This window comes from Marinithermofilum abyssi (assembly GCF_014641195.1).
GTDB classification, from domain to species: domain Bacteria; phylum Bacillota; class Bacilli; order Thermoactinomycetales; family DSM-45169; genus Marinithermofilum; species Marinithermofilum abyssi.
In genome coordinates this window covers 114,132-133,817 of the sequence record NZ_BMHQ01000001.1, presented here as the reverse complement: position 1 = coordinate 133,817, position 19,686 = coordinate 114,132, and the positions used below count along the sequence as shown (strand labels likewise).

The window sequence follows — 19,686 nt, the reverse complement described above, 5'->3', positions numbered from 1 at the left end:
TTTGCTACATGGGACATAATTTGTCCCGGAGGAAACCATGAAACCGATATTGGACTTACAGAAACAGTTGTTGCCGGATTTATTGGATGTGATGCGCAAGCGGTATGAAATTTTGCGTCACCTCCAACTGATGCAGCCGGTAGGGCGGCGGAGCTTAGCCTCGGCTTTGGGGACCACGGAACGCATTTTGCGGGGGGAAGTGGATTTCCTCAAGGAACAGGGGTTGGTTCGGACCGACCCGGTAGGGATGAGCTTAACCATGCAAGGGGATACCCTGGTGGCGGATATGGAACCCTTGATCAAGGAGTTGTTCGGGTTTACCGATCTGGAAAAACAGCTGGCCCGGATGTTGAATTTGCAAAAAGTGATTGTGGTTCCAGGGGATTCAGACCGCTCCGATTGGGTAAAAAAAGAAATGGGAAAAGCAGGAGCCCGTTTATTGAAGCAATTAGCCCATCCCCGCCAGGTGGTGGCTGTCGCCGGAGGTACTACAGTGGCATCTGTAGCTCAGATGATGACCGCCACTGCGGGCCTGCGGGAAACGACGTTTGTCCCTGCCCGCGGGGGGTTGGGGGAGACGGTGGAGTTGGAAGCCAACTATATCGCTTCTCTTATGGCGCAAAAATCAGGAGGAAAGTACCGGCTGATGCACGTCCCGGATCAGTTGAGTGACGAAGCCTATCACACGCTGATCAGGGAGCCCCACATCCAAGAGATGTTGGAAATCCTGCGGTCCGCCCGCATCGTGGTGCATGGTGTGGGTGATGCCCAAACCATGGCCAAACGGCGCAAATCCTCTCCCGACTTGTTGGAAAAGTTGAAGGAGAAGGGAGCGGTGGGGGAAGCTTTTGGATACTATTTTAATGCTGAAGGGGAAATCGTCCACCGCGGACACAGTATCGGGCTGAGTCTAGAGGATCTTCAGTCGGTTGAGACCATCATTGCTGTGGCGGGAGGCTCCAGTAAAGCCAAAGCAGTGGCGGCGGTCGGACCCGTCGCCCGCCCGGATATCCTGATTACGGATGAAGCAGCAGCCCGTACCATCCTGCTCGATCTGGCAACAGCCAACACACCATGAACTTCATGATCTGGAGGTTATACTTATGGCAACCAAAGTAGCGATTAACGGTTTTGGACGGATTGGACGCGCAGTTTTCCGCATTGCGATGAACAACCCGGAAGTGGATGTCGTCGCCATTAACGACCTGACCGATGCCAACACGCTGGCACACCTGCTGAAATACGACTCCGTGCACGGCAAACTGGATGCAGAAGTGAAAGCAACCGCCAATGGTTTGTCCGTCAACGGCAAAGAAATCCGAGTGCTGGCTGAGCGCGATCCGGCTCAACTGCCCTGGGGCGACCTCGGCATTGACGTGGTAGTAGAATCCACCGGTCGTTTCACCAAAAAAGAAGACGCTGAAAAACATCGCCAAGCCGGCGCCAAAAAAGTAATCATCTCCGCACCGGCTACAAACGAAGACCTGACTGTTGTGATGGGTGTGAACCATGAAAGCTATGACCCGGCTTCCCATCACGTGATCTCCAACGCTTCCTGCACCACCAACTGCTTGGCTCCGGTGGCTAAAGTGCTGCATGAGCAATTCGGCGTGCGCCGCGGCCTGATGACCACTGTGCACTCCTACACCAACGACCAGCAGCTGCTCGACCTGCCGCACAAAGATATGCGCCGGGCCCGTGCTGCCGCTGAATCCATCATCCCGACCACCACGGGTGCGGCCAAAGCTGTGTCCAAAGTGCTGCCTGAGCTGGAAGGCAAGCTGAACGGCTTTGCTATGCGCGTGCCGACCCCGAACGTGTCCGTAGTGGACTTTGTAGCTGAGCTGGATAAAGAAGTAACGGTGGATGAAATCAACACCGCCCTGCGTCAAGCTGCCGAAGGCAAGCTGAAAGGCGTGCTGGGTTACACCGAAGAACCGCTGGTATCTAAAGACTTCAACGGTGACCCGCACTCCTCTTATGTGGATGCCCTGTCCACCATGATCCAAGACGGCAACATGGTGAAAGTGGTCTCCTGGTACGACAATGAATGGGGCTTCTCCAACCGTGTGGTTGACTTGATCCAATTCATTGCCAAGAAAGGCCTCTAAGTCTAGAATAAAGGGGAAAGTAAAGAGGAGAGTTTCTCTCCTCTTTCTCATGCCGAGGAGGACCGATCCATGAACAAAATGTCGATCAAAGATGTGGATGTTCGCGGTAAACGGGTCTTTTGCCGAGTCGATTTCAATGTCCCGTTGGAAAACGGCAACATCACTAATGACAAACGGATTCGCGCGGCTCTGCCGACGATCCAATACCTGTCCGAACAAGGTGCCAAGGTGATTCTCGCCAGCCACCTGGGCCGTCCCAAAGGTGAAGTAGTGGAAGAGCTTCGGCTGACTCCCGTGGCGGAGCGTCTGAGCGAACTATTGGGCAAACCGGTAGCCAAAGCCGATGAAGCCGTCGGCGAAGCGGTGGAACAAAAAGTGGCCGCTCTGAAAGACGGCGACGTACTGCTTTTGGAAAACGTGCGCTTTTACCCGGGTGAGGAGAAAAATGATCCGGGACTGGCCAAGTCCTTTGCTAAACTGGCCGACCTGTATGTGAATGATGCCTTCGGTGCGGCTCACCGTGCCCATGCTTCTACTGCAGGGATTGCGGAGTATTTGCCGGCAGTGGCCGGTTTCCTGATGCAGAAAGAGCTGGACACACTGGGCAAAGCGTTGGAAGCGCCGGAGCGTCCGTTTACAGCCATTATCGGCGGTGCCAAGGTAAAAGATAAAATCGGCGTGATTGAAAACCTGTTGGACAAAGTGGACAACCTGCTGATCGGCGGTGGTTTGTCCTACACGTTCCTGAAAGCCAAAGGCTTTGAGATCGGAAAATCGCTTCTGGAGCCAGAGAAAATCGATCTGGCCAAGGAGTTCATGAAAAAAGCGGAAGAAAAAGGTGTCAAACTGTTGCTGCCGGTTGATGTGGTGGCAGCCGCAGACTTTGCGCCGGATGCACGCAGCGAAGTGGTGGATGCCGAAGCGATCCCGGAAGACTTGGAAGGGATGGATGCCGGACCGAAGACGCGCGAACTGTTTGCGGATGTCATCAAGAACTCCAAGCTGGTGATCTGGAACGGACCGATGGGCGTTTTTGAATTTGACCGTTTTGCAGAGGGGACCTTTGCTGTAGCCAAGGCCATGGCGGAAGCGGATGCCATCACCATCGTGGGCGGCGGAGATTCCGCTGCGGCGATCAGCAAAGCGGGTCTTGCCGATAAGGTAGACCACGTATCCACCGGCGGCGGTGCTTCCCTGGAGCTGATGGAAGGGAAAATCCTTCCCGGCGTTGCTGCGTTGAACGATAAATAAGCAGTCCGGTATGGAGCACGGGCAAAAGAAGGGAAAGCTAAGACCCCCATTTGAGGACTGCGGGATGAAAGCTTTACTTTGCAACAAAAGATGGAACGTGGCGGGGGATGTTCATTCTGATGAAGAAGAGAAGAATGCCACCGCCACACTCCATGATGTGTTTTTTCGAGAGTGATTGAGCTCAACGACAGGCGGTGATTGACTTGCGCACACCTATCATTGCAGGCAACTGGAAAATGCATAAAACCGTGAATGAAGCACTGGATTATTTCGCCTCCTTTAAAGGGGCAGCCAAGGAAGGCGTGGAAATCGTCCTTTGTGTGCCTTTCCCGGCTTTGTACCCCTTGGCAAAAGAAGCGAAGGGCACCGGCATCGGCATCGGTGCGCAAAACATGCATTTTGAAGAAGCAGGTGCTTTTACCGGTGAAGTAAGCCCGGGAATGCTAACTTCCCTGGGAGTTGAATATGTCATCCTGGGGCACTCTGAGCGGCGGACTTTATTTGGCGAAACGGACGAAGCCGTAAACCAAAAAGTGCAGGCTGCGGTAAAACACGGCCTCACCCCGATCATCTGTGTCGGTGAAACCCTGGAAGAGCGGGAGGAAGACCGCACCCGGGAAATCGTGCGGGATCAAGTGGTAAAAGCCATCTCCGGATTCCGTTCCGAAGAAGTGAAAAAGATGGTGCTGGCTTATGAACCGGTTTGGGCCATCGGCAGCGGCAAGGCTTCCACTGCGGAAGATGCCCAGGAAGTCATCCAGTTCATCCGCAACGTTGTAGCTGACCAGTATGACCAACAAGTGGCCAATGAAATCCGCATCCAATACGGCGGCAGCGTGAAACCGAACAACATCGACTCGTTTCTGGCACAGCCGGACATCGATGGTGCTCTGGTCGGCGGTGCCAGCCTAGATCCGGAATCCTTCGGTCAATTGGTTGCGGCTGCCGCACAACGGGGGGATTCCAAGTGAGCCGCAAAAAACCGGTAGCACTCATCATTCTGGACGGCTTTGCTCTGCGGGAAGAAACCCACGGCAATGCCGTCGCCCAAGCGAACAAGCCCAATTTTGACAGTCTGTGGGAAAAGTATCCGCATACCACTCTGCAAGCTTCCGGAGAGGCGGTGGGTCTGCCCGACGGCCAAATGGGCAACTCCGAAGTGGGACACCTTAACATCGGTGCCGGCCGGGTGGTATACCAGGACTTGACCCGCGTCACCAAGTCCATCGAAGAGGGTTCCTTCTTCGAGAATGAAACTTTCCAGGGCGCCATCCGCCATGTAAAGGAAAAGGGGAGCAAACTCCATTTGTACGGATTGCTCTCGGACGGCGGCGTACACAGCCATATTAAGCACCTCTTTGCCCTGCTGGATCTGGCAGCCAAAGAAAACGTCAAAGATGTATTCATTCACGCCTTCCTGGATGGCCGGGATGTGGCCCCGGATTCCGGCGTGAAATATATCCGGCAACTGCAGGACAAAATCGCGGAAGTGGGCGTCGGACGGATCGCCACGGTACAAGGGCGCTACTATGCAATGGACCGGGATCAGCGCTGGGAGCGTACGGAAAAGGCCTACCGGGCCATGGTTTACGGAGATGGTCCCAAGTATACTGATCCGGTACAAGCCGTTAAGGAATCCTATGAAAAGAGTGTTTACGACGAATTTGTATTGCCCACGGTCATCATCGATAAGAATGAACAGCCTGTGGGTCTGATCGAAGATGACGATGCCGTCATTTTCTACAATTTCCGTCCGGATCGGGCCATCCAGATCTCCCTGGCCTTTACCAACGATGATTTCCGCGGATTTGACCGGGGACCCAAAAAACCGAACAACTTGTACTATGTCTGTCTGACCAAGTTCAGTGAATCGGTGGACGGGTATGTGGCGTACAAGCCGACGGATTTGGATAATACTTTCGGTGAAGTGGTATCTCAAAACAACCTGAAACAGCTTCGCATCGCCGAGACGGAGAAGTATCCGCATGTGACTTTCTTCTTCAGCGGCGGTCGGGAAGAGCCGTTCCCCGGAGAGGAGCGGATCCTCATCCATTCGCCCAAAGTGGCCACTTACGACCTGAAGCCGGAGATGAGCGCCTATGAAGTGACCGACGCTCTGGTAAAAGAGATTGAGGCGGAGAAGCACGATGTGATCATCCTCAACTTTGCCAACCCGGACATGGTGGGCCACTCCGGTAAACTGGAACCGACCATCCAAGCGGTGGAAGCGGTGGATGAATGCCTGGGCAAAGTGGTGAACGCCATTCTGTCCAAAGGCGGTGTCGCCGTCATTACCGCAGACCACGGCAACGCCGATATGGTTCTCGATAAAAACAACAACCCGGTTACGTCTCACACCACCTTCCCTGTGCCGTTTATCGTCACTGACGAAAACGTAAAGTTGCGGGAAGGCGGCATTTTGGCAGATATCGCTCCCACCCTCATCAAACTGCTGGGTGTGGAACAGCCCAAAGAAATGACTGGAAAATCCATCGTAGTTTAATGATCAATCACAAGATCCGAGGAGGAAAACAGAGATGACCATCATTCAAGAGGTTTACGGCCGCGAAGTATTGGACTCCCGGGGCAACCCGACCGTGGAAGTGGAAGTCGTATTGGAATCCGGCGCTGTTGGCCGCGCGATCGTTCCCTCCGGTGCGTCCACAGGTGCTCACGAAGCTGTCGAACTGCGTGACGGTGACAAAGAGCGCTACATGGGCAAAGGTGTACTGAAAGCCGTGCAAAACGTGAATGAAGCCATCGCTCCGGAAATCGAGGGGATGGATGCCCTGGACCAAGCAGCCATCGACAAAGCGATGATTGCCCTCGATGGCACTCCCAACAAAGGGAAACTGGGTGCCAACGCAATCCTGGGCGTATCCATGGCTGTGGCTCGCGCTGCTGCTGAAGCATTGGGCGTGCCGCTCTATACCTACCTTGGCGGATTCAACTCTAAAGTGCTGCCCGTGCCGATGATGAACATTCTGAACGGCGGGGAACACGCCGATAACAACGTGGATATCCAGGAATTCATGGTGATGCCCGTTGGCGCCGACTCCTTCCGTGAAGGTCTGCGCATGGGTGCGGAAGTATTTCACAACCTGAAAAAAGTGTTGAGCGAAAAAGGACTCTCCACTTCAGTGGGTGATGAAGGAGGCTTTGCTCCAAACCTCTCCTCCAACGAAGAAGCCCTGCAAACGATCGTTGAAGCCATTCAGCGTGCCGGATATGAGCCGGGCAAAGATGTTGTGCTGGCTCTGGACGTGGCTTCCACTGAGCTGTTTAAAGACGGCAAATATCATTTCGCCGGCGAAGGCGTCACCCGCACCGCTGATGAAATGATCGACTTTTACGCTGAACTGACGGAAAAGTATCCGATTATCTCCATCGAAGACGGCCTGGCCGAAGACGATTGGGATGGTTGGAAGAAACTGACCGAGCGTTTGGGGAACAAGGTGCAATTGGTGGGTGACGACCTGTTTGTAACCAACACCGAGCGCCTGTCCCAAGGGATCGAGCAAGGCGTGGGCAACTCCATCCTGGTGAAAGTGAACCAAATCGGAACCCTGACCGAGACCTTCGACGCCATTGAAATGGCTAAAAAAGCCGGCTACACCGCCGTGATCTCTCACCGTTCCGGCGAAACCGAAGATACCACCATCGCCGATATCGCCGTCGCTACCGGTGCCGGCCAAATCAAAACCGGTGCCCCGTCCCGTACCGACCGTGTGGCCAAGTACAACCAACTGCTTCGCATCGAAGAAGCTCTGCTGGACAGTGCCCAATTCCCGGGTAAAGCAGCTTTCTATAATCTGCGTGGATAAACGCACGGAAAAACCCGTCTCCCGTTGGAGGGAGGCGGTTTTTTTTAGGCGCCACCGGGAATCCTCCCCATTTCAATAAGGTCGAGCGTCGTTCGAGGGGGGTTGTCCCCTCGCAAGACCGATAATCCTTGTAGACGATCAGACTATATGTTAAAGAGAATCGCATGAAATATAGCCGAATACCACCACTATTGCTATCCTATATGTATGGGAAAAGAAAACATCAAGCATGCGAGAACCTGTGTCTATAACGTCCATTATCATATCGTTTGGTCCCAAATATCGTAGAAGGATCATGTCCATGTATTTGCTTCCGCTTATCCAAAATTGGCTCCCTCGTACATAGTCAAGATGCTAAAAGGAATTTCCGCACGAAAATGTTTCATAAAATTTCCCCATCTAAAACAGAAACTTTGGGGAGAACATCTTTGGAACAGTAGTTTCTATATCGAGACCATCGGCTCCATTTCGGAAGATACCATCCGAAGGTTTATCGAAAACCAACAGAAAGGGGGGGAACTGATGCTTCGTACCTACAAATTCCGGTTATATCCAAAGCCAGAACAACAGGAAAGGATCGACTTCACCCTGGAACGGTGCCGATTGTTGTATAACCGTTTGCTCGATGAACGGATTCACGCATACCGAACGGAAGCAAAAACCTTGTCGTATTATGAGCAGAAGAAGACACTCCCCGCTCGGAAAAAGGCCATTCCGCCATTAAAGGAAATTTACTCCCAAGTGCTGCAACATGTAGTTGAGCGAGTGGACAAAGCATACAAAGCTTTTTACCGGCGCGTACAGAATGGAGAGAAATCCGGCTTTCCCCGGTTTAAAGAAAAGAACCGCTACCGTAGCTTCACTTATCCGCAAAGCGGATTTGCCGTGGAGGGAAATATTTGAAGCTGTCCAAAATCGGAGAGGTTCGAATCCGCCTGCACCGACAGATCAACGGGACCATCAAGACCTGTACCATCGTCAGGAAAAACGGGAGGTACTACGCTTGCCTCGCCGCAGAGCTTGACCTGCAACCTTTACCGAAAACAGGGAAGGAAGTCGGTGTGGATCTGGGAATCAAGCACTTGGCTGTCACATCTGATGAGCAGTTTTTTGCCTCCCCACACTACTTGCGTAGATCGGAGCGGAGGCTTAAACAGTTGCAACGGCTTGTATCCAGAAAGAAAAAAGGTTCCCATCGCAGGCAAAAGGCGGTTCGCCTCCTTGCCAACAGGCATGAAAAAATCGCCAATCAGAGGAAGGATTACGCGCATCGGATCAGTCATGTGCTGGTTAAGCGATATGATTTGATCGCCTTTGAAGATCTGAACGTGCAGGGAATGACAAAGAATCATCACGTACCGAAAAGCATTGTGGATGCGGGATGGAGGCAACACGACTTACAAGGCTGAGAGGAAGGTCAAGCGTGTGGTCCAGGTCAACCCCCATCAAACCAGCCAACGATGCGCTAGCTGTGGTGAGATCGTCAAAAAAACATTGGCCGAACGGGTCCATCGTTGCCCTTTTTGTGGCTATGAACAGGATCGGGATGTCAATGCGGCCATAAACATTCTGCAACTCGCAAGACAAAAAGTTTCTAAAAACTCAATTAGGCCAGGAACTGGCCTTCGTGGAGAGTACGGCAGTAGTCGGCTCGATGAAACGAGAAGCTCACCATTTCAATGGCGAGAGGTTCACGTGCTTTTATGAGTTCCTTTGACTGGGTATATTATTGAAAAGCCCTTGCCGTTGTGGTACATTAACACCAGTGAAATTTGCCTGCATACTCCGTATCAGGAGGTGGAAGGAATGGAACTGGCAGCAAAAATTCTGCTGGGAATCGTCAGTGTGGCCTTAATCCTTGTGGTACTGCTTCAATCCGGGAAAAGCCCGGGGTTGTCCGGCGCGATTGGCGGCGGAGCGGAGCATTTGATGGGTAAAACCAAAGCGCGGGGCATCGATGCACTGCTGAATAAAGTGACGGTCGTATTAGCGATATTGTTTATGGGATTGACGTTGTTGGTGGGATACTTCCTCAAGTAACGTTCCCGTAAAGAATGGTTGCCTATAAACAGCAGGGGATGCCCGGCTGTTTTTTTTATCGGATAGAAAGGGGGAGGGAGATGCGGGGCTATTTGCTGATTCACGGTTTTGCCGGAACCCCTGCCGATTTGGAGGCGGTGGCAGGGCTGATCAAGGAATACGGGGGTGCTGTGGCATGTCCGCTGTTGCCGGGTCACGGGGGTGACCGGGATTTGATGCGGAAAGCCGGGTGGAAAGATTGGGTGGCTGCTTCGGAACAAAGTTTGCTGGAGTTGAGCAGCCGCTGTTCCAAGGTTACCGTCATCGGATTCTCCATGGGAGCCATCATCGGTGCGCTGTTGGGTGTGAAGTATTCGCTGGATCGGCTGGTATTGATGAGTCCGCCGGTGTTGTATACTAATCCGCCGGAACTGGTAAAAGGAGCCAGTGAAGCGTTTCGCGGGCGAATGGGTGATAATCCGGAAGCAACGGAATATTTGAAGGAATATTTTCGGCGGTTGTTTCGTGCACCTGTGCGCTCCCTCAACGAGCTTCACCGTTTGATTAAAACAGCCCAGCCGGCCTTTGACCGATTGCAGGTTCCTACCTTGATTATGCAAGGGGAGCGAGATGACCTGGCCCATCCCAAAGGAGCCAAAATGTTGTACAAACGGATCCCTGCCAAAGAGAAAAAGCTGGTCATGCTTCCCAATTCCCGTCATCTGATCTGTAACGACTGCGAACGAGACGTGTTGCTTCAGGAAGTGCATCAGTTTTTGAACTTATCTTAATGGGTTTTAGTCTTGACAAAAGGTCGGTTCTATGCTAAATTACTTTGTGTCTGGTGATGACAGCGGAGGGGAACCACCCGTTCCCATACCGAACACGGAAGTTAAGCCCTCCAGCGCCGATGGTACTGAGGGGGAGACCCCTTGGGAGAGTAGGACGTTGCCAGGCAAAAAAGCAGCTCATCATGAGCTGCTTTTTTTGTTGCTTTTTGCATGCCAAGGGAAGTTTCTTCCTATGTACGATGGATCTGTGATAAGGTAAGCATGAGCAGATGTTCCTGTGGAGATCGGTTGAAACGGGTTGAAAAAGGGCGTATGGGTAAAAAATAAGAAAGAACAAGCGCCCCCGGGTCAATCGATGGATGGAAAAGCAATTCAGCAGGACGGGAGGCGAAGATCCCATGAAAATACAGCGTCGTTCGCCGGATCCTTTTTTTTATGAGGGCGGGGATACCGCCGTTCTATTGGTGCATGGATTTACCGGAACGCCATCGGAATTGCTCCCTTTGGGACAATACCTGAGAGACGAGGGATATACCGTATACGCACCGCTTTTGGCCGGACACGGAACATCTCCGGAAGAGATGGAGTGCACCACCTGGAAAGATTGGTGGAAGAGTACACTGGACGCCTATGAGCGGCTGAAACAGGAAGGGGTTCAACAGATTGTGGCAGCGGGGCTGTCCATGGGCGGTGCCTTGGTGTTGAATTTGGCCCGAACGGTACCACTGAATGGAGTGATTCCGATGTGTGCTCCCATTTGGCTTAAGGATAAACGGAGTCACCTGGTGGATGTGATCCGTCACGTCAAACCGTATGTGCCGCGCCGGGGAACAAAACCTGCGCACATCGAGGAGCATTTGGTGCCTTATGATAAAACACCCCTCAAATGCGTCTCCAGCCTGCGCCGGTTGATCCGTCACGTCCGTTCCCATTTGGGCGAAGTGGAAGTCCCGGCTCTGATCATTCAGGCCGAGCAGGACGAGACTGTGGTACCCAAAAGCGCGGTTCATATTTATAACGCCATCGCTTCAAAAGAGAAGCGGATCAGTTGGTACCCCAAATCGTCTCATATTATCACCTTGGATAAAGAACGGAAAAAACTGTTCCAAGAAGTGGCTCATTTTGTGCGGCGGATCAGCGGTGCGGCAGAAGAGAAAAAGGCCGATGCACCCGCCGGCGGCGTTTGAGCAGCTTGTTGGATCCATCGGTGACGTAACAGAGAAAGGAGCGTACACATGCTCGAGGAAAAAGAGATATTAGAGTTTATGCTCAAGCGGGCATATAAACCGATGACGGCAGAAGAATTGCAGCATACTTTTCAGCTGGATCTGACGGAGGAGCAGGATCACTTCCGTCGACTGCTGAACCGGTTGGAGGAAGAGGGGAAGATCGTTCGGACCCGGGCAAACCGTTATGGAGTGCCTCAGCGGATGAACCTGGTGCGGGGCCGCTTGCAAGGGCATCCCAAGGGGTTCGGCTTTGTTATTCCCGACCCGGACATGCCCTTGGAATCGGATATCTATGTGCAAGTCAATGACATGAACGGAGCCATGGATGGAGATACCGTGCTGGCACGGGTTCATAAAGGGCAGGAGGAAGGGAAGCGTCCGGAAGGAGAAGTGGTCCGGATTGTGAAGCGGGGGCGGAAACAAATCGTCGGTACATATGCGGCTTCCAAACATTTTGGCTTTGTTGTTCCCGACGATAAACGTCTCCCTGGCGACATTTTTATCCCCAAAGGAGACACGGGCGGTGCCAAGGAAGGACAAAAAGTGGTGGTGGAAATCGTTCACTATCCGGATGGGCGAAAGAGCGCTGAAGGGCGAGTCATCGAAGTGCTGGGGCACAAAGATGATCCCGGTGTGGATATCTTGTCCATCATCCGCAAATACCAGCTGCCGGAGTCTTTTCCGGAAGAAGTGATCCGGGAAGCGGAAGCAATACCCGACACCATCAGTGAGGAAGATCTCAAAGGCCGCCGCGACCTTCGTGATCGGCGGATGGTCACGATCGATGGAGAAGACGCCAAAGACCTGGATGATGCCGTTTCCGTGGAACGTCTACCGAACGGAAATGTCCGCCTCGGGGTGCATATCGCCGACGTGAGCTATTACGTCAAAGAAGGAAGCGCGCTGGACCGGGAAGCCTACAACCGGGGAACCAGCGTTTACCTTGTAGACCGGGTGATCCCGATGTTGCCGCCGCGGCTTTCCAACGGCATTTGCAGTTTGAACCCGCAGGTGAACCGGTTGACTATGACCTGTGACATGGAGCTGAATGAAAAGGGACAGGTCGTAAAGCACGAGATTTACCCCAGTGTTATTTGTACCAATGAACGAATGACGTACAACGCGGTCAAACGGATCCTTGTGGATAAAGATCCGGAACTCATCGAGCGCTATCAGCCCTTGGTGGAGGACTTCCGCCTGATGGAGGAGATTGCCGGGAAGCTCCGAACCGGACGTTTCCATCGGGGAGCGATTGACTTCAACTTTCCCGAAGCCAAGATCAAAGTAGACGAAACAGGGAAACCCGTCGATATCATCAAACGTCCCCGGACTATCGCGGAGATGATTATCGAGGAGTTTATGTTGAAGGCGAACGAAACGGTTTCCGAACATTTTACCCGGGCCAAGGTGCCGTTTGTTTACCGCATTCACGAACACCCCGACCCGGATAAACTGCAGTCCTTTTTTGAGTTTATCACCCTCTTCGGCTATACCGCCAAAGGAAAAGCGGACAACATTAAGCCGCGGGTTTTGCAGCGCCTGTTGAAGAAAATCGCCGGAAAGCCGGAAGAAACGGTGATCAGTACGGTGATGCTTCGCTCCATGCAGCAAGCGAAGTATTCGCCGGAGTGTCTGGGTCACTTCGGACTGGCAGCCGCCTTTTACTCCCATTTTACTTCTCCGATCCGGCGGTACCCCGATTTGATGATTCACCGGATTATCCGGGAAGTGATCGATAATCGCGGGAAGCTTTCTCCCGAACGAAAAGCGGAGATCGCCGACTATCTCCCTGAAGCGACAAAACATGCTTCCGAGCGGGAACGGATCGCTGTCGATGCGGAGCGGGAGACGGATGATCTGAAAAAAGCGGAGTATATGCAGGACAAAGTGGGCGAGGTCTTTGAAGGGATTATCAGCAGCGTTACCTCCTTCGGTGTGTTTGTGGAGCTGGAGAATACGATCGAAGGCATGGTTCACGTCAGCTATATGACCGACGACTACTACCAGTACGATGAAGGCAGCTACAGCCTGATCGGGGAGCGGACCGGCAACAGCTACAACATCGGTGACCAGGTCAAGGTACGTGTCATCGGGGTCAATATCGACGAGCACAAAGTGGATTTCGAGTTGGTGGAAGGCCCTGCAAAAAAGAAAAAGCGCAGTCGGAAAAAAGGAAATACCAACAGCCGCAAAGGAAAAGCCGTCGCTTCGTTTAAAAAGGGCAAAAAGCAACAAAAGCAGCACAAGCCCAAGAAAAAGAAGCGAAAGAAGCGTTGAGAAAGGGAGGTGTGGCCGTTTTCCCTGAAAAACGATGCCACACCCGACCTGAATCAGTGGCTTTGTCACGGGAATCCACACCTCCTTGACGCTTGACCGCCTCCCTTGATATACTATAAAATACGATTTTTTACCTGCGGGAGATGGGTCAAGATGCCGAAAAACGGGGTTAAAGTGATCGCACGCAACAAAAAAGCCCTCCATGAGTACCATGTCGAAGACACCTATGAAGCCGGCATCGTGCTTACCGGAACGGAGATCAAGTCGATCCGGCAGGGACGGGTTAATCTGAAGGACAGTTACGCCCGCATCGACAACGGGGAAGTTTTCCTCTTGAACATGCACATCAGTCCCTTTGAGCAGGGCAACCGGTTTAACCATGATCCGACTCGGACCCGGAAACTGTTGTTGCACAAAGAAGAGATTAATAAGCTGATCGGTCTGACCCAGCAAAAAGGGTTTACCCTGGTACCCCTGGATGTGCACCTCAAAAACGGCTTTGCCAAAGTGCAGCTGGCCCTGGCCAAGGGGAAGAAGCTTCACGATAAACGGCAAACGATCGCCAAGCGGGATGCCGATCGGGAGATCCGCCGTCAGATGAAGGAACGGATGCGGCAATAGGATTCGACATTTTACTAGCAAAATTTGCGATTCTCCTCTTTACAGCAGGAAAAGCTGATGATATAATAAGTAATCGATGGCGCTTGAGACCTCATCGAAACCCGGGGGCGTTCTGGGATTCGACGGGGACAGATCGAGCGTCGGTAGCGAGCCGAGGGGCTGCGTCCTTCGTAAAAAACGCGGATGGCCAAATGTAACTGGCAAACAAGAAAACTACGCTCTGGCTGCTTAATTTAACCAGCCAGGATCCGTTTGCGTCATCGCCCGTGTGGCGTAAACGGGTCTCATAACCTTAGCGGGCTAGTCTGACCGAGTCGCTGTCGACGGTCAGGCGAAATCAAGACAGCTAGTTCGACGGAGCGCCTGTCACTGGGCAGTCCGCCGAGCGAAACTCTAATACAGTGACTGCGCTCGGAGAAGCCGGCGTGGCGATGTCTTCGGACAGCGGTTCGACTCCGCTCGCCTCCACCAAAACCACAACCTAATATCGTGCTGATGTAGCTCAGTTGGCAGAGCACTTCACTCGTAATGAAGGGGTCGGGGGTTCGAATCCCTCCATCAGCACCATTTGATAAAGAAGAACAGGATTGAACCTGTTCTTCTTTTATTTGTATTCGATGTTGACCTCAATAACCGGTCGTTAGGACTGTTCGTGAGCGTCTAGCGTGATACTCCTAATAGCTTCTTAACACTTAGTGAACTGTATATACTTGAAAACTCTCCAAGCATTCTGTTAAGTTCCTGTTCATATCGGAGGTCTTCATCACTTGGCTTGTTTCTTTCATGCGTCTTTCCATAGTCATTTCTTGCGTTCACTATATCGTTTACTATGAGATCACATGCATACATTTTTGGATTTTGCGTTCCTTGTTGTAAACATTTTACTTATTAAGGAGTAAGAACCAGATGGTATGGCGCACCTTTTTATAAATTGCTGCCTTAACGTTATTTGATGCCGGTTTTTTCTTTTGAATTGAACAGAAGCCCCTTGTTCATACTAATACCCAAGATTGCGTTAAAAAAAAGAACCTGTCCACGGCTCGACAAGGAGGAGCAAACTACCATTGGCTGAAAAGGGAGATAACAAAAAAAGGAGATTTTCGATAAAAAGAAGGTCAAAACAAAGATTGCATAAAGATGATGTTACCGTTATTGATACTGAAGTCGCAAAAAAGGCTGTTGTCGCAACAGCGCTTGGTAATGCCATGGAATGGTTTGACTTCGGCATTTATTCTTATTTGGCTGTAACGATTGGCAAAGTATTTTTCCCTGAAATGTCCGGGCCCGTGCAATTAATTTATACGTTTGCCACATTTGCTGCCGCCTTTATTGTCCGTCCAATCGGCGGTTTGTTTTTTGGGATGTTAGGCGATCGATTGGGACGCAAAAGAGTCTTGGCGATGACTTTAATATTGATGGCGATTGCTACCTTAAGCATCGGATTGATTCCGAGTTATGCAGCGATCGGTTCGACGGCTACCATATTATTGCTTATCGCTAGATTGGTTCAGGGTTTTTCAACAGGCGGAGAGTATGCAGGCGCAATGACTTTTATAGCCGAATCGACGCCGGACAAGAAGCGGGGTGTTATGGCAAGCGGGTTAGAAGTGGGCACCCTGGTAGGATTTATTGCGGGATCCGGTATCGTCACCTTGATCACGTATATTTTAGGATCGGAAAAAATGGTGGATTGGGGCTGGCGAATTCCATTTTTGATCTCCGCGCCTCTTGGTATCATCGGCTTTTACTTGCGCAGTCGTTTAGAAGAAACACCCGCTTTTGAAGCCATGGAAAAAGCGAAAACGAATGAAAATAAACAGGTGTCTATGAAGGACATTCTCGTCAATCATTGGAAACCTTTGCTTATTGGTATGATTTTGGTTTTCTTTTATAACGTTGTTGATTACATGATTTTGTCTTATATGCCTTCGCATTTAAGCGCCGTACTTGGTTATGGGGAAACGAAAGGGCTGCTATTAATCATCATCGTTATGTTTATTATGCTGCCGATTGTCTTGGCGATGGGTTATTTTAGTGACCGTATTGGCAATAAACGAATTGTTCAAGGCGGTTTAATCGGATTAATATTTTTATCGATTCCATCGTTTTTAATGATCGGAACCGGGAATACTTGGCTGGTATTTTTAGGGTTGATGATATTGGCCGTCTTTTTGGCTTCCTTTCAAGGAACAATGCCGTCGTTATTGCCTTCTTTGTTCTTTACTGAAGTGAGATATGGGGCTCTGGCCATTACGTATAATATATCGGCTTCATTGTTTGGCGGGACGACACCGTTGGTTGTGGCTTGGTTGATCAAGTTAACGAATTCCCGGTTGGTACCAGCTTATTATCTTATTTTTGCTTCCCTTATCGGCATTTTTGTAGTGACGTATTTTGTCAAAGAAACCTCGGGCAAACCACTTCGTGGATCACCGCCAGCGGTTGAAGAGAAACATGAAATACAGGACGTTCTAGAAGAGCCTGAAGAAGCCTTATGGTGGAAAGAAGAAAAAAATAAAATCGATGAGCAAATAGACGAACCAGACGATAAAAATTGACAGGGCGGCTGGTGTTTTTGTACAAGCATTGGCTGTCTATGTTGCGTATCGGGCACTAAAAAAGAAGTAACCCGCCCCTAGGGTGAAGGTACGCGGGTTACTTCGCCGTACTGTGGCCGCCTGTCTGCGGCAGCTACCCGGCGGTAGGGTGCCCTCCCTACCGCCGTTACTATTTCTATCCACAGGATAGCACAGATATGCGTTTGCAGTCTAGTTTGAGGTTATATAGGGGGAATACCAGCGAAGTTGTCATAGGGGCGAAGGAGATTCCATAAAAATCCTACATACTGGGCTGCTTGCTTCCCTTGAAGACTTTCATAATAACCGTTTGAAACCTTTATGTAGCGGAAGTAACTGATTATGATTTTGTCTTCCCTTCAGGATTACGATATGGAAATAATGTGTGCAAATCTGGGATATAACGTCCAGTGGTTACATCGTGAAAAATCTCACTCAGCGCCCATTTTGGTAAGCCTTCCCCTTCGTTTTCCAGGTCATAGTCATCGCCCGCAGGATCGGAAAATCGTGAGAGAGCAGAGTTATAAGCCATCCTCGCTATCCAATACGCAAAGACTCCAATTTCTTTTGGGGAAATACCCGCATCAAGCATCGATTGAAGGATATGGCGGTATTCGCAATGTCGGTATTTAAGTTGAGCCTCAATCCAGTTTTCAGGTCTGTGAAGATAAGCATCCAATTCATCCTGAAGAGGTCTGAGAAAGCGAAAAGCCGCCAAAAAAGCCCAATTCTTATCATTCAACTCTTGATCAGCCCAATACTCAGGGTCAGGTACACCAAAATCATGAAGAATATTGATCAACGTTTTTTTATCGAATGTTGATGCCATATTTAACTCCTTCCTTGCGATAAATTTTCACACACTATACCATATCCATTTCTTTCATTCTAGGAGTTTCAAAGCAGATGGCGTCGCGATTTTGATTTCCCTCTGATATTAGGCTGGGACTTCTCCGGAGTGATCACTGAGGTGGGGAAGGGTGTAACCCAATATAGAATTGGAGACACCGTTTTTGGAATGCACGACCTGACCAAAAACGAAAAGCTATTTTGTATTAAAACCTGGTGGAAGGCTGATGACTATTGCCGGCTCCCCGGATGCTGTCTTAGCAAAACGATACTCTGTCCATGTTCATCCTGTGGAGGTTGAGCCCAACGGTAAACACATGAAAGGGATTTCAACTTTACTCGAAAACAGAAAAGTTTGTCCTGGCGTAGAACAACAATATCGTTTAGATGATATTCAGAAAGCCCATAAAGCGAGTGAGTCTAGGCACCTTCGCGGAAAGATTGGTATCATAGTTAAGTAATAGTAAAGGTACAGCATCGATCGTTCATTTGGCGTCACAAACAAGTGGCGCTTTTTTCATTCAACGGTTTCCAGGCTCAGCGTAGGATTTTTTAAATGGTTCCCAAGGTGAAGGGAGTGTCACGGCTTTGTTACGGATACAAAAAAACACCTCCCATGCTAAGGAGGTGCTCAAAAGAAAAATGAACGTGTGCAAGGAAGATTGCGGAGAGGAGTAGGCCATTTATTTATGTTTTGGGCACACGCGTTAGGAGGCATTGCACATTGGCAAGCCCCCTCATGCGTGCGTATCGGAGACCCTGGAGCCTCTCGGTCTACTTTGCGTGGAGAGGGGCTGCTCGGTTTTTTATTAAATAAAGAGGTCCAGTACCATGATCAAGGGCAGCGCCACGACAGCCAGGATCGTTTCCATGGCGGTCCAGGTGTACAGCGTCTGTTTGACCGACATCCCGAAATACTCTTTGATCATCCAGAAGCCGGAGTCGTTGACATGGGACAGGATCAAAGCACCCGCTCCAGAGGCCAGGACCAACAATTCCCGACTGACTCCGGGCACCGCCTCGGCGATGGGAGCGACGATCCCTGCTGCGGTCAGCATCGACACCGTGGCCGAACCCGTGGCGACTCGGATCAGGGCGGCCACCAACCATGCCAGCAGGATGGGGGAGACGTTGGTGTGGGAGGCCAGGCCGGAGATGTAGTCCCCGATGCCAGAATCCTTAATCACTTGGCTGAAAGCGCCGCCGCCGCCGATAACCAACAGGATGCTGGCCACCGGTCCGAGGCACTCGTTGGTGAATTTCAGGATCGTATCCCGATCCATACCCCGAAAATAGCCGAAACTGAAGAAAGAGTAGACGGTAGCGATGAGCAGGGCGACTACGGGGTCCCCGACAAATTTCAACACCTGTGCCGATGTGCTGTTCTCAGACAGAAACAGACCGGCAAAGGTGGACAGGAGCATCAGCAGCACCGGAAGCAGGATCGTAAACATGGAGGTGAAAAACCCGGGCAGCTCTTTCTTTTCCTCCGATGCGGAGAACTGTTTGGCGATGTCCTTCGGTGGATCGGCCGGGATTCGCTTGCTGATCCATTTCCCGTAAAGCGGACCGGCGATGATCGCCGCCGGCAGCCCGACGATGATGGACAGAAGGATCGTCAGGCCGACATCGGCCTTGTAAATACCAACGGCGGCCATGGCTGCTGGGTGGGGCGGGACCAGACCGTGAACGATGGACAGTCCCGCCACCAGCGGGATCCCTATCATGATCAGGGACATGCCGGTACGCTGAGCGATAGTAAACACCAAGGGAATCAACAGGACGAAGCCAACTTGGAAAAAGACCGGAATCCCCACGATAAAGGCGACGAACATCATGGCCCAGTGCACATTTTTTTCACCGAACCTCTCGATCAGGGTCCGGGCGATTCTCTCTGCTCCGCCTGATTCGGCCATCAGTTTGCCCAGCATTGTTCCCAAGCCCAACACGATACCGATAAAGCCGAGGGTGTTACCTAACCCGGTCTGAATGGACTTGGATATGTCACCAAGGGGCATTCCTGTTGCCAATCCCAGACCTACGGCTGTAATAATCAGGCTGACGAAGGGGTTTACCCTTAACCAAGTGATCAATAACAACAATACGACGATTGCAGCCAACGTAAGGACGATAGGCAT

17 protein-coding genes, 1 tRNA gene, 1 rRNA gene, 1 other RNA gene and 3 pseudogenes are annotated in these 19,686 nt (G+C 51.2%); 21 read left to right on the top strand and 2 right to left on the bottom strand.

The genetic code is table 11. The annotated features are described in order from the left end of the window. Positions 1 to 37 precede the first annotated feature (37 nt). The 19 genes and pseudogenes from IEW70_RS00655 to IEW70_RS00565 all read left to right on the top strand — a co-directional run bounded on the left by IEW70_RS00655 (position 38) and on the right by IEW70_RS00565 (position 16,681). Positions 38 to 1,078 (top strand): sugar-binding transcriptional regulator, encoded by a 1,041-nt coding sequence (locus IEW70_RS00655; RefSeq protein WP_188646001.1) that lies wholly within the window; start codon positions 38 to 40, stop codon positions 1,076 to 1,078. Between the two features lie 25 nt (positions 1,079 to 1,103). Next, a complete protein-coding gene (gene gap, locus IEW70_RS00650; protein ID WP_188646000.1) occupies positions 1,104 to 2,111 on the top strand; it encodes a type I glyceraldehyde-3-phosphate dehydrogenase in 1,008 nt (335 codons plus the stop codon). 69 nt (positions 2,112 to 2,180) lie between these two features. Continuing rightward, positions 2,181 to 3,362, top strand: coding sequence for a phosphoglycerate kinase (locus tag IEW70_RS00645; RefSeq protein WP_188645999.1), 1,182 nt, complete (start codon positions 2,181 to 2,183; stop codon positions 3,360 to 3,362). A 203-nt stretch (positions 3,363 to 3,565) separates the two neighbouring features. After that, positions 3,566 to 4,333 carry a triose-phosphate isomerase gene (tpiA, locus tag IEW70_RS00640; protein WP_188645998.1) on the top strand — a complete coding sequence of 256 codons (768 nt, stop codon included), beginning with the start codon at positions 3,566 to 3,568 and terminating at the stop codon, positions 4,331 to 4,333. After that, positions 4,330 to 5,865, top strand: a complete 1,536-nt coding sequence (gpmI, locus tag IEW70_RS00635) for a 2,3-bisphosphoglycerate-independent phosphoglycerate mutase (protein WP_188645997.1) — start codon at positions 4,330 to 4,332, stop codon at positions 5,863 to 5,865. Before tpiA ends, gpmI begins: the two co-directional genes overlap by 4 nt. A 34-nt stretch (positions 5,866 to 5,899) precedes the next feature. After that, on the top strand, positions 5,900 to 7,186 hold the full coding sequence (eno, locus tag IEW70_RS00630) for a phosphopyruvate hydratase (RefSeq protein WP_188645996.1): 1,287 nt from the start codon (positions 5,900 to 5,902) through the stop codon (positions 7,184 to 7,186). Positions 7,187 to 7,486: 300 nt separating this feature from the next. Further along, positions 7,487 to 7,678, top strand: a pseudogene (gene tnpA, locus IEW70_RS18340) (IS200/IS605 family transposase); the annotation flags it as partial. 30 nt (positions 7,679 to 7,708) lie between these two features. Continuing rightward, positions 7,709 to 8,089: an RNA-guided endonuclease InsQ/TnpB family protein gene (locus IEW70_RS00620; RefSeq protein WP_188646284.1), complete on the top strand. Its 381-nt coding sequence runs from the start codon at positions 7,709 to 7,711 to the stop codon at positions 8,087 to 8,089. After that, positions 8,086 to 8,595 (top strand): RNA-guided endonuclease TnpB family protein, encoded by a 510-nt coding sequence (locus IEW70_RS00615; protein WP_188645995.1) that lies wholly within the window; start codon positions 8,086 to 8,088, stop codon positions 8,593 to 8,595. Before IEW70_RS00620 ends, IEW70_RS00615 begins: the two co-directional genes overlap by 4 nt. Further along, entirely contained in the window at positions 8,561 to 8,893 is a 333-nt protein-coding gene (locus tag IEW70_RS18335; RefSeq protein ID WP_373285883.1) for a zinc ribbon domain-containing protein, read from the top strand. Before IEW70_RS00615 ends, IEW70_RS18335 begins: the two co-directional genes overlap by 35 nt. A gap of 99 nt (positions 8,894 to 8,992) precedes the next feature. Further along, complete coding sequence (gene secG, locus IEW70_RS00605) at positions 8,993 to 9,226, top strand: preprotein translocase subunit SecG (RefSeq protein WP_188645993.1); 234 nt, start codon at positions 8,993 to 8,995, stop codon at positions 9,224 to 9,226. A gap of 80 nt (positions 9,227 to 9,306) precedes the next feature. Next, positions 9,307 to 9,996 (top strand): alpha/beta hydrolase, encoded by a 690-nt coding sequence (locus IEW70_RS00600; protein ID WP_188645992.1) that lies wholly within the window; start codon positions 9,307 to 9,309, stop codon positions 9,994 to 9,996. A gap of 49 nt (positions 9,997 to 10,045) precedes the next feature. Then, positions 10,046 to 10,162: ribosomal RNA gene (gene rrf, locus IEW70_RS00595) — 5S ribosomal RNA — on the top strand. Positions 10,163 to 10,394: 232 nt separating this feature from the next. Then, complete coding sequence (locus IEW70_RS00590; protein WP_188645991.1) at positions 10,395 to 11,183, top strand: alpha/beta hydrolase; 789 nt, start codon at positions 10,395 to 10,397, stop codon at positions 11,181 to 11,183. A 48-nt stretch (positions 11,184 to 11,231) separates the two neighbouring features. Beyond that, positions 11,232 to 13,502 carry a ribonuclease R gene (gene rnr / locus IEW70_RS00585; RefSeq protein WP_188645990.1) on the top strand — a complete coding sequence of 757 codons (2,271 nt, stop codon included), beginning with the start codon at positions 11,232 to 11,234 and terminating at the stop codon, positions 13,500 to 13,502. Positions 13,503 to 13,655: 153 nt separating this feature from the next. Beyond that, on the top strand, positions 13,656 to 14,123 hold the full coding sequence (smpB, locus tag IEW70_RS00580) for an SsrA-binding protein SmpB (RefSeq protein WP_188645989.1): 468 nt from the start codon (positions 13,656 to 13,658) through the stop codon (positions 14,121 to 14,123). A gap of 103 nt (positions 14,124 to 14,226) precedes the next feature. Then, positions 14,227 to 14,594: a transfer-messenger RNA gene (gene ssrA, locus IEW70_RS00575) on the top strand. Positions 14,595 to 14,614: 20 nt separating this feature from the next. Further along, positions 14,615 to 14,690 (top strand) — tRNA-Thr (locus IEW70_RS00570). Between the two features lie 497 nt (positions 14,691 to 15,187). After that, positions 15,188 to 16,681, top strand: a complete 1,494-nt coding sequence (locus IEW70_RS00565; RefSeq protein ID WP_229751709.1) for an MFS transporter — start codon at positions 15,188 to 15,190, stop codon at positions 16,679 to 16,681. A gap of 358 nt (positions 16,682 to 17,039) precedes the next feature. Here IEW70_RS00565 and IEW70_RS00560 read toward each other — a convergent pair whose 3' ends face one another. After that, complete coding sequence (locus IEW70_RS00560; protein WP_188645988.1) at positions 17,040 to 17,528, bottom strand: hypothetical protein; 489 nt, start codon at positions 17,526 to 17,528, stop codon at positions 17,040 to 17,042. Between the two features lie 129 nt (positions 17,529 to 17,657). On the opposite strand from IEW70_RS00560, the pseudogene IEW70_RS18330 reads away from it, so the two are divergent. Together IEW70_RS18330 and IEW70_RS00550 are read left to right on the top strand one after the other, a co-directional pair. Next, positions 17,658 to 17,735: pseudogene (locus tag IEW70_RS18330) on the top strand (hypothetical protein); the annotation flags it as partial. A 19-nt stretch (positions 17,736 to 17,754) separates the two neighbouring features. Next, positions 17,755 to 18,009 (top strand): annotated as a pseudogene (locus tag IEW70_RS00550) (zinc-binding dehydrogenase); the annotation flags it as partial. Positions 18,010 to 18,357: 348 nt separating this feature from the next. On the opposite strand, the gene IEW70_RS00545 reads toward IEW70_RS00550, so the two are convergent. After that, positions 18,358 to 19,686, bottom strand: coding sequence for a GntP family permease (locus tag IEW70_RS00545; protein ID WP_188645986.1), 1,329 nt, complete (start codon positions 19,684 to 19,686; stop codon positions 18,358 to 18,360).

Bases quoted from the DNA above. Each gene is read 5' to 3' on its own strand.
- IEW70_RS00655 (WP_188646001.1), top strand. From the start codon at position 38: ATGAAACCGATATTGGACTTACAGAAACAGTTGTTGCCGGATTTATTG.
- gap (WP_188646000.1), top strand. From the start codon at position 1,104: ATGGCAACCAAAGTAGCGATTAACGGTTTTGGACGGATTGGACGCGCA.
- IEW70_RS00645 (WP_188645999.1), top strand. From the start codon at position 2,181: ATGAACAAAATGTCGATCAAAGATGTGGATGTTCGCGGTAAACGGGTC.
- eno (WP_188645996.1), top strand. From the start codon at position 5,900: ATGACCATCATTCAAGAGGTTTACGGCCGCGAAGTATTGGACTCCCGG.
- IEW70_RS00620 (WP_188646284.1), top strand. From the start codon at position 7,709: ATGCTTCGTACCTACAAATTCCGGTTATATCCAAAGCCAGAACAACAG.
- IEW70_RS18335 (WP_373285883.1), top strand. From the start codon at position 8,561: ATGCGGGATGGAGGCAACACGACTTACAAGGCTGAGAGGAAGGTCAAG.
- secG (WP_188645993.1), top strand. From the start codon at position 8,993: ATGGAACTGGCAGCAAAAATTCTGCTGGGAATCGTCAGTGTGGCCTTA.
- IEW70_RS00600 (WP_188645992.1), top strand. From the start codon at position 9,307: ATGCGGGGCTATTTGCTGATTCACGGTTTTGCCGGAACCCCTGCCGAT.
- IEW70_RS00590 (WP_188645991.1), top strand. From the start codon at position 10,395: ATGAAAATACAGCGTCGTTCGCCGGATCCTTTTTTTTATGAGGGCGGG.
- rnr (WP_188645990.1), top strand. From the start codon at position 11,232: ATGCTCGAGGAAAAAGAGATATTAGAGTTTATGCTCAAGCGGGCATAT.
- smpB (WP_188645989.1), top strand. From the start codon at position 13,656: ATGCCGAAAAACGGGGTTAAAGTGATCGCACGCAACAAAAAAGCCCTC.
- IEW70_RS00560 (WP_188645988.1), bottom strand. From the start codon at position 17,528: ATGGCATCAACATTCGATAAAAAAACGTTGATCAATATTCTTCATGAT.
- IEW70_RS00545 (WP_188645986.1), bottom strand. From the start codon at position 19,686: ATGCCTATCGTCCTTACGTTGGCTGCAATCGTCGTATTGTTGTTATTG.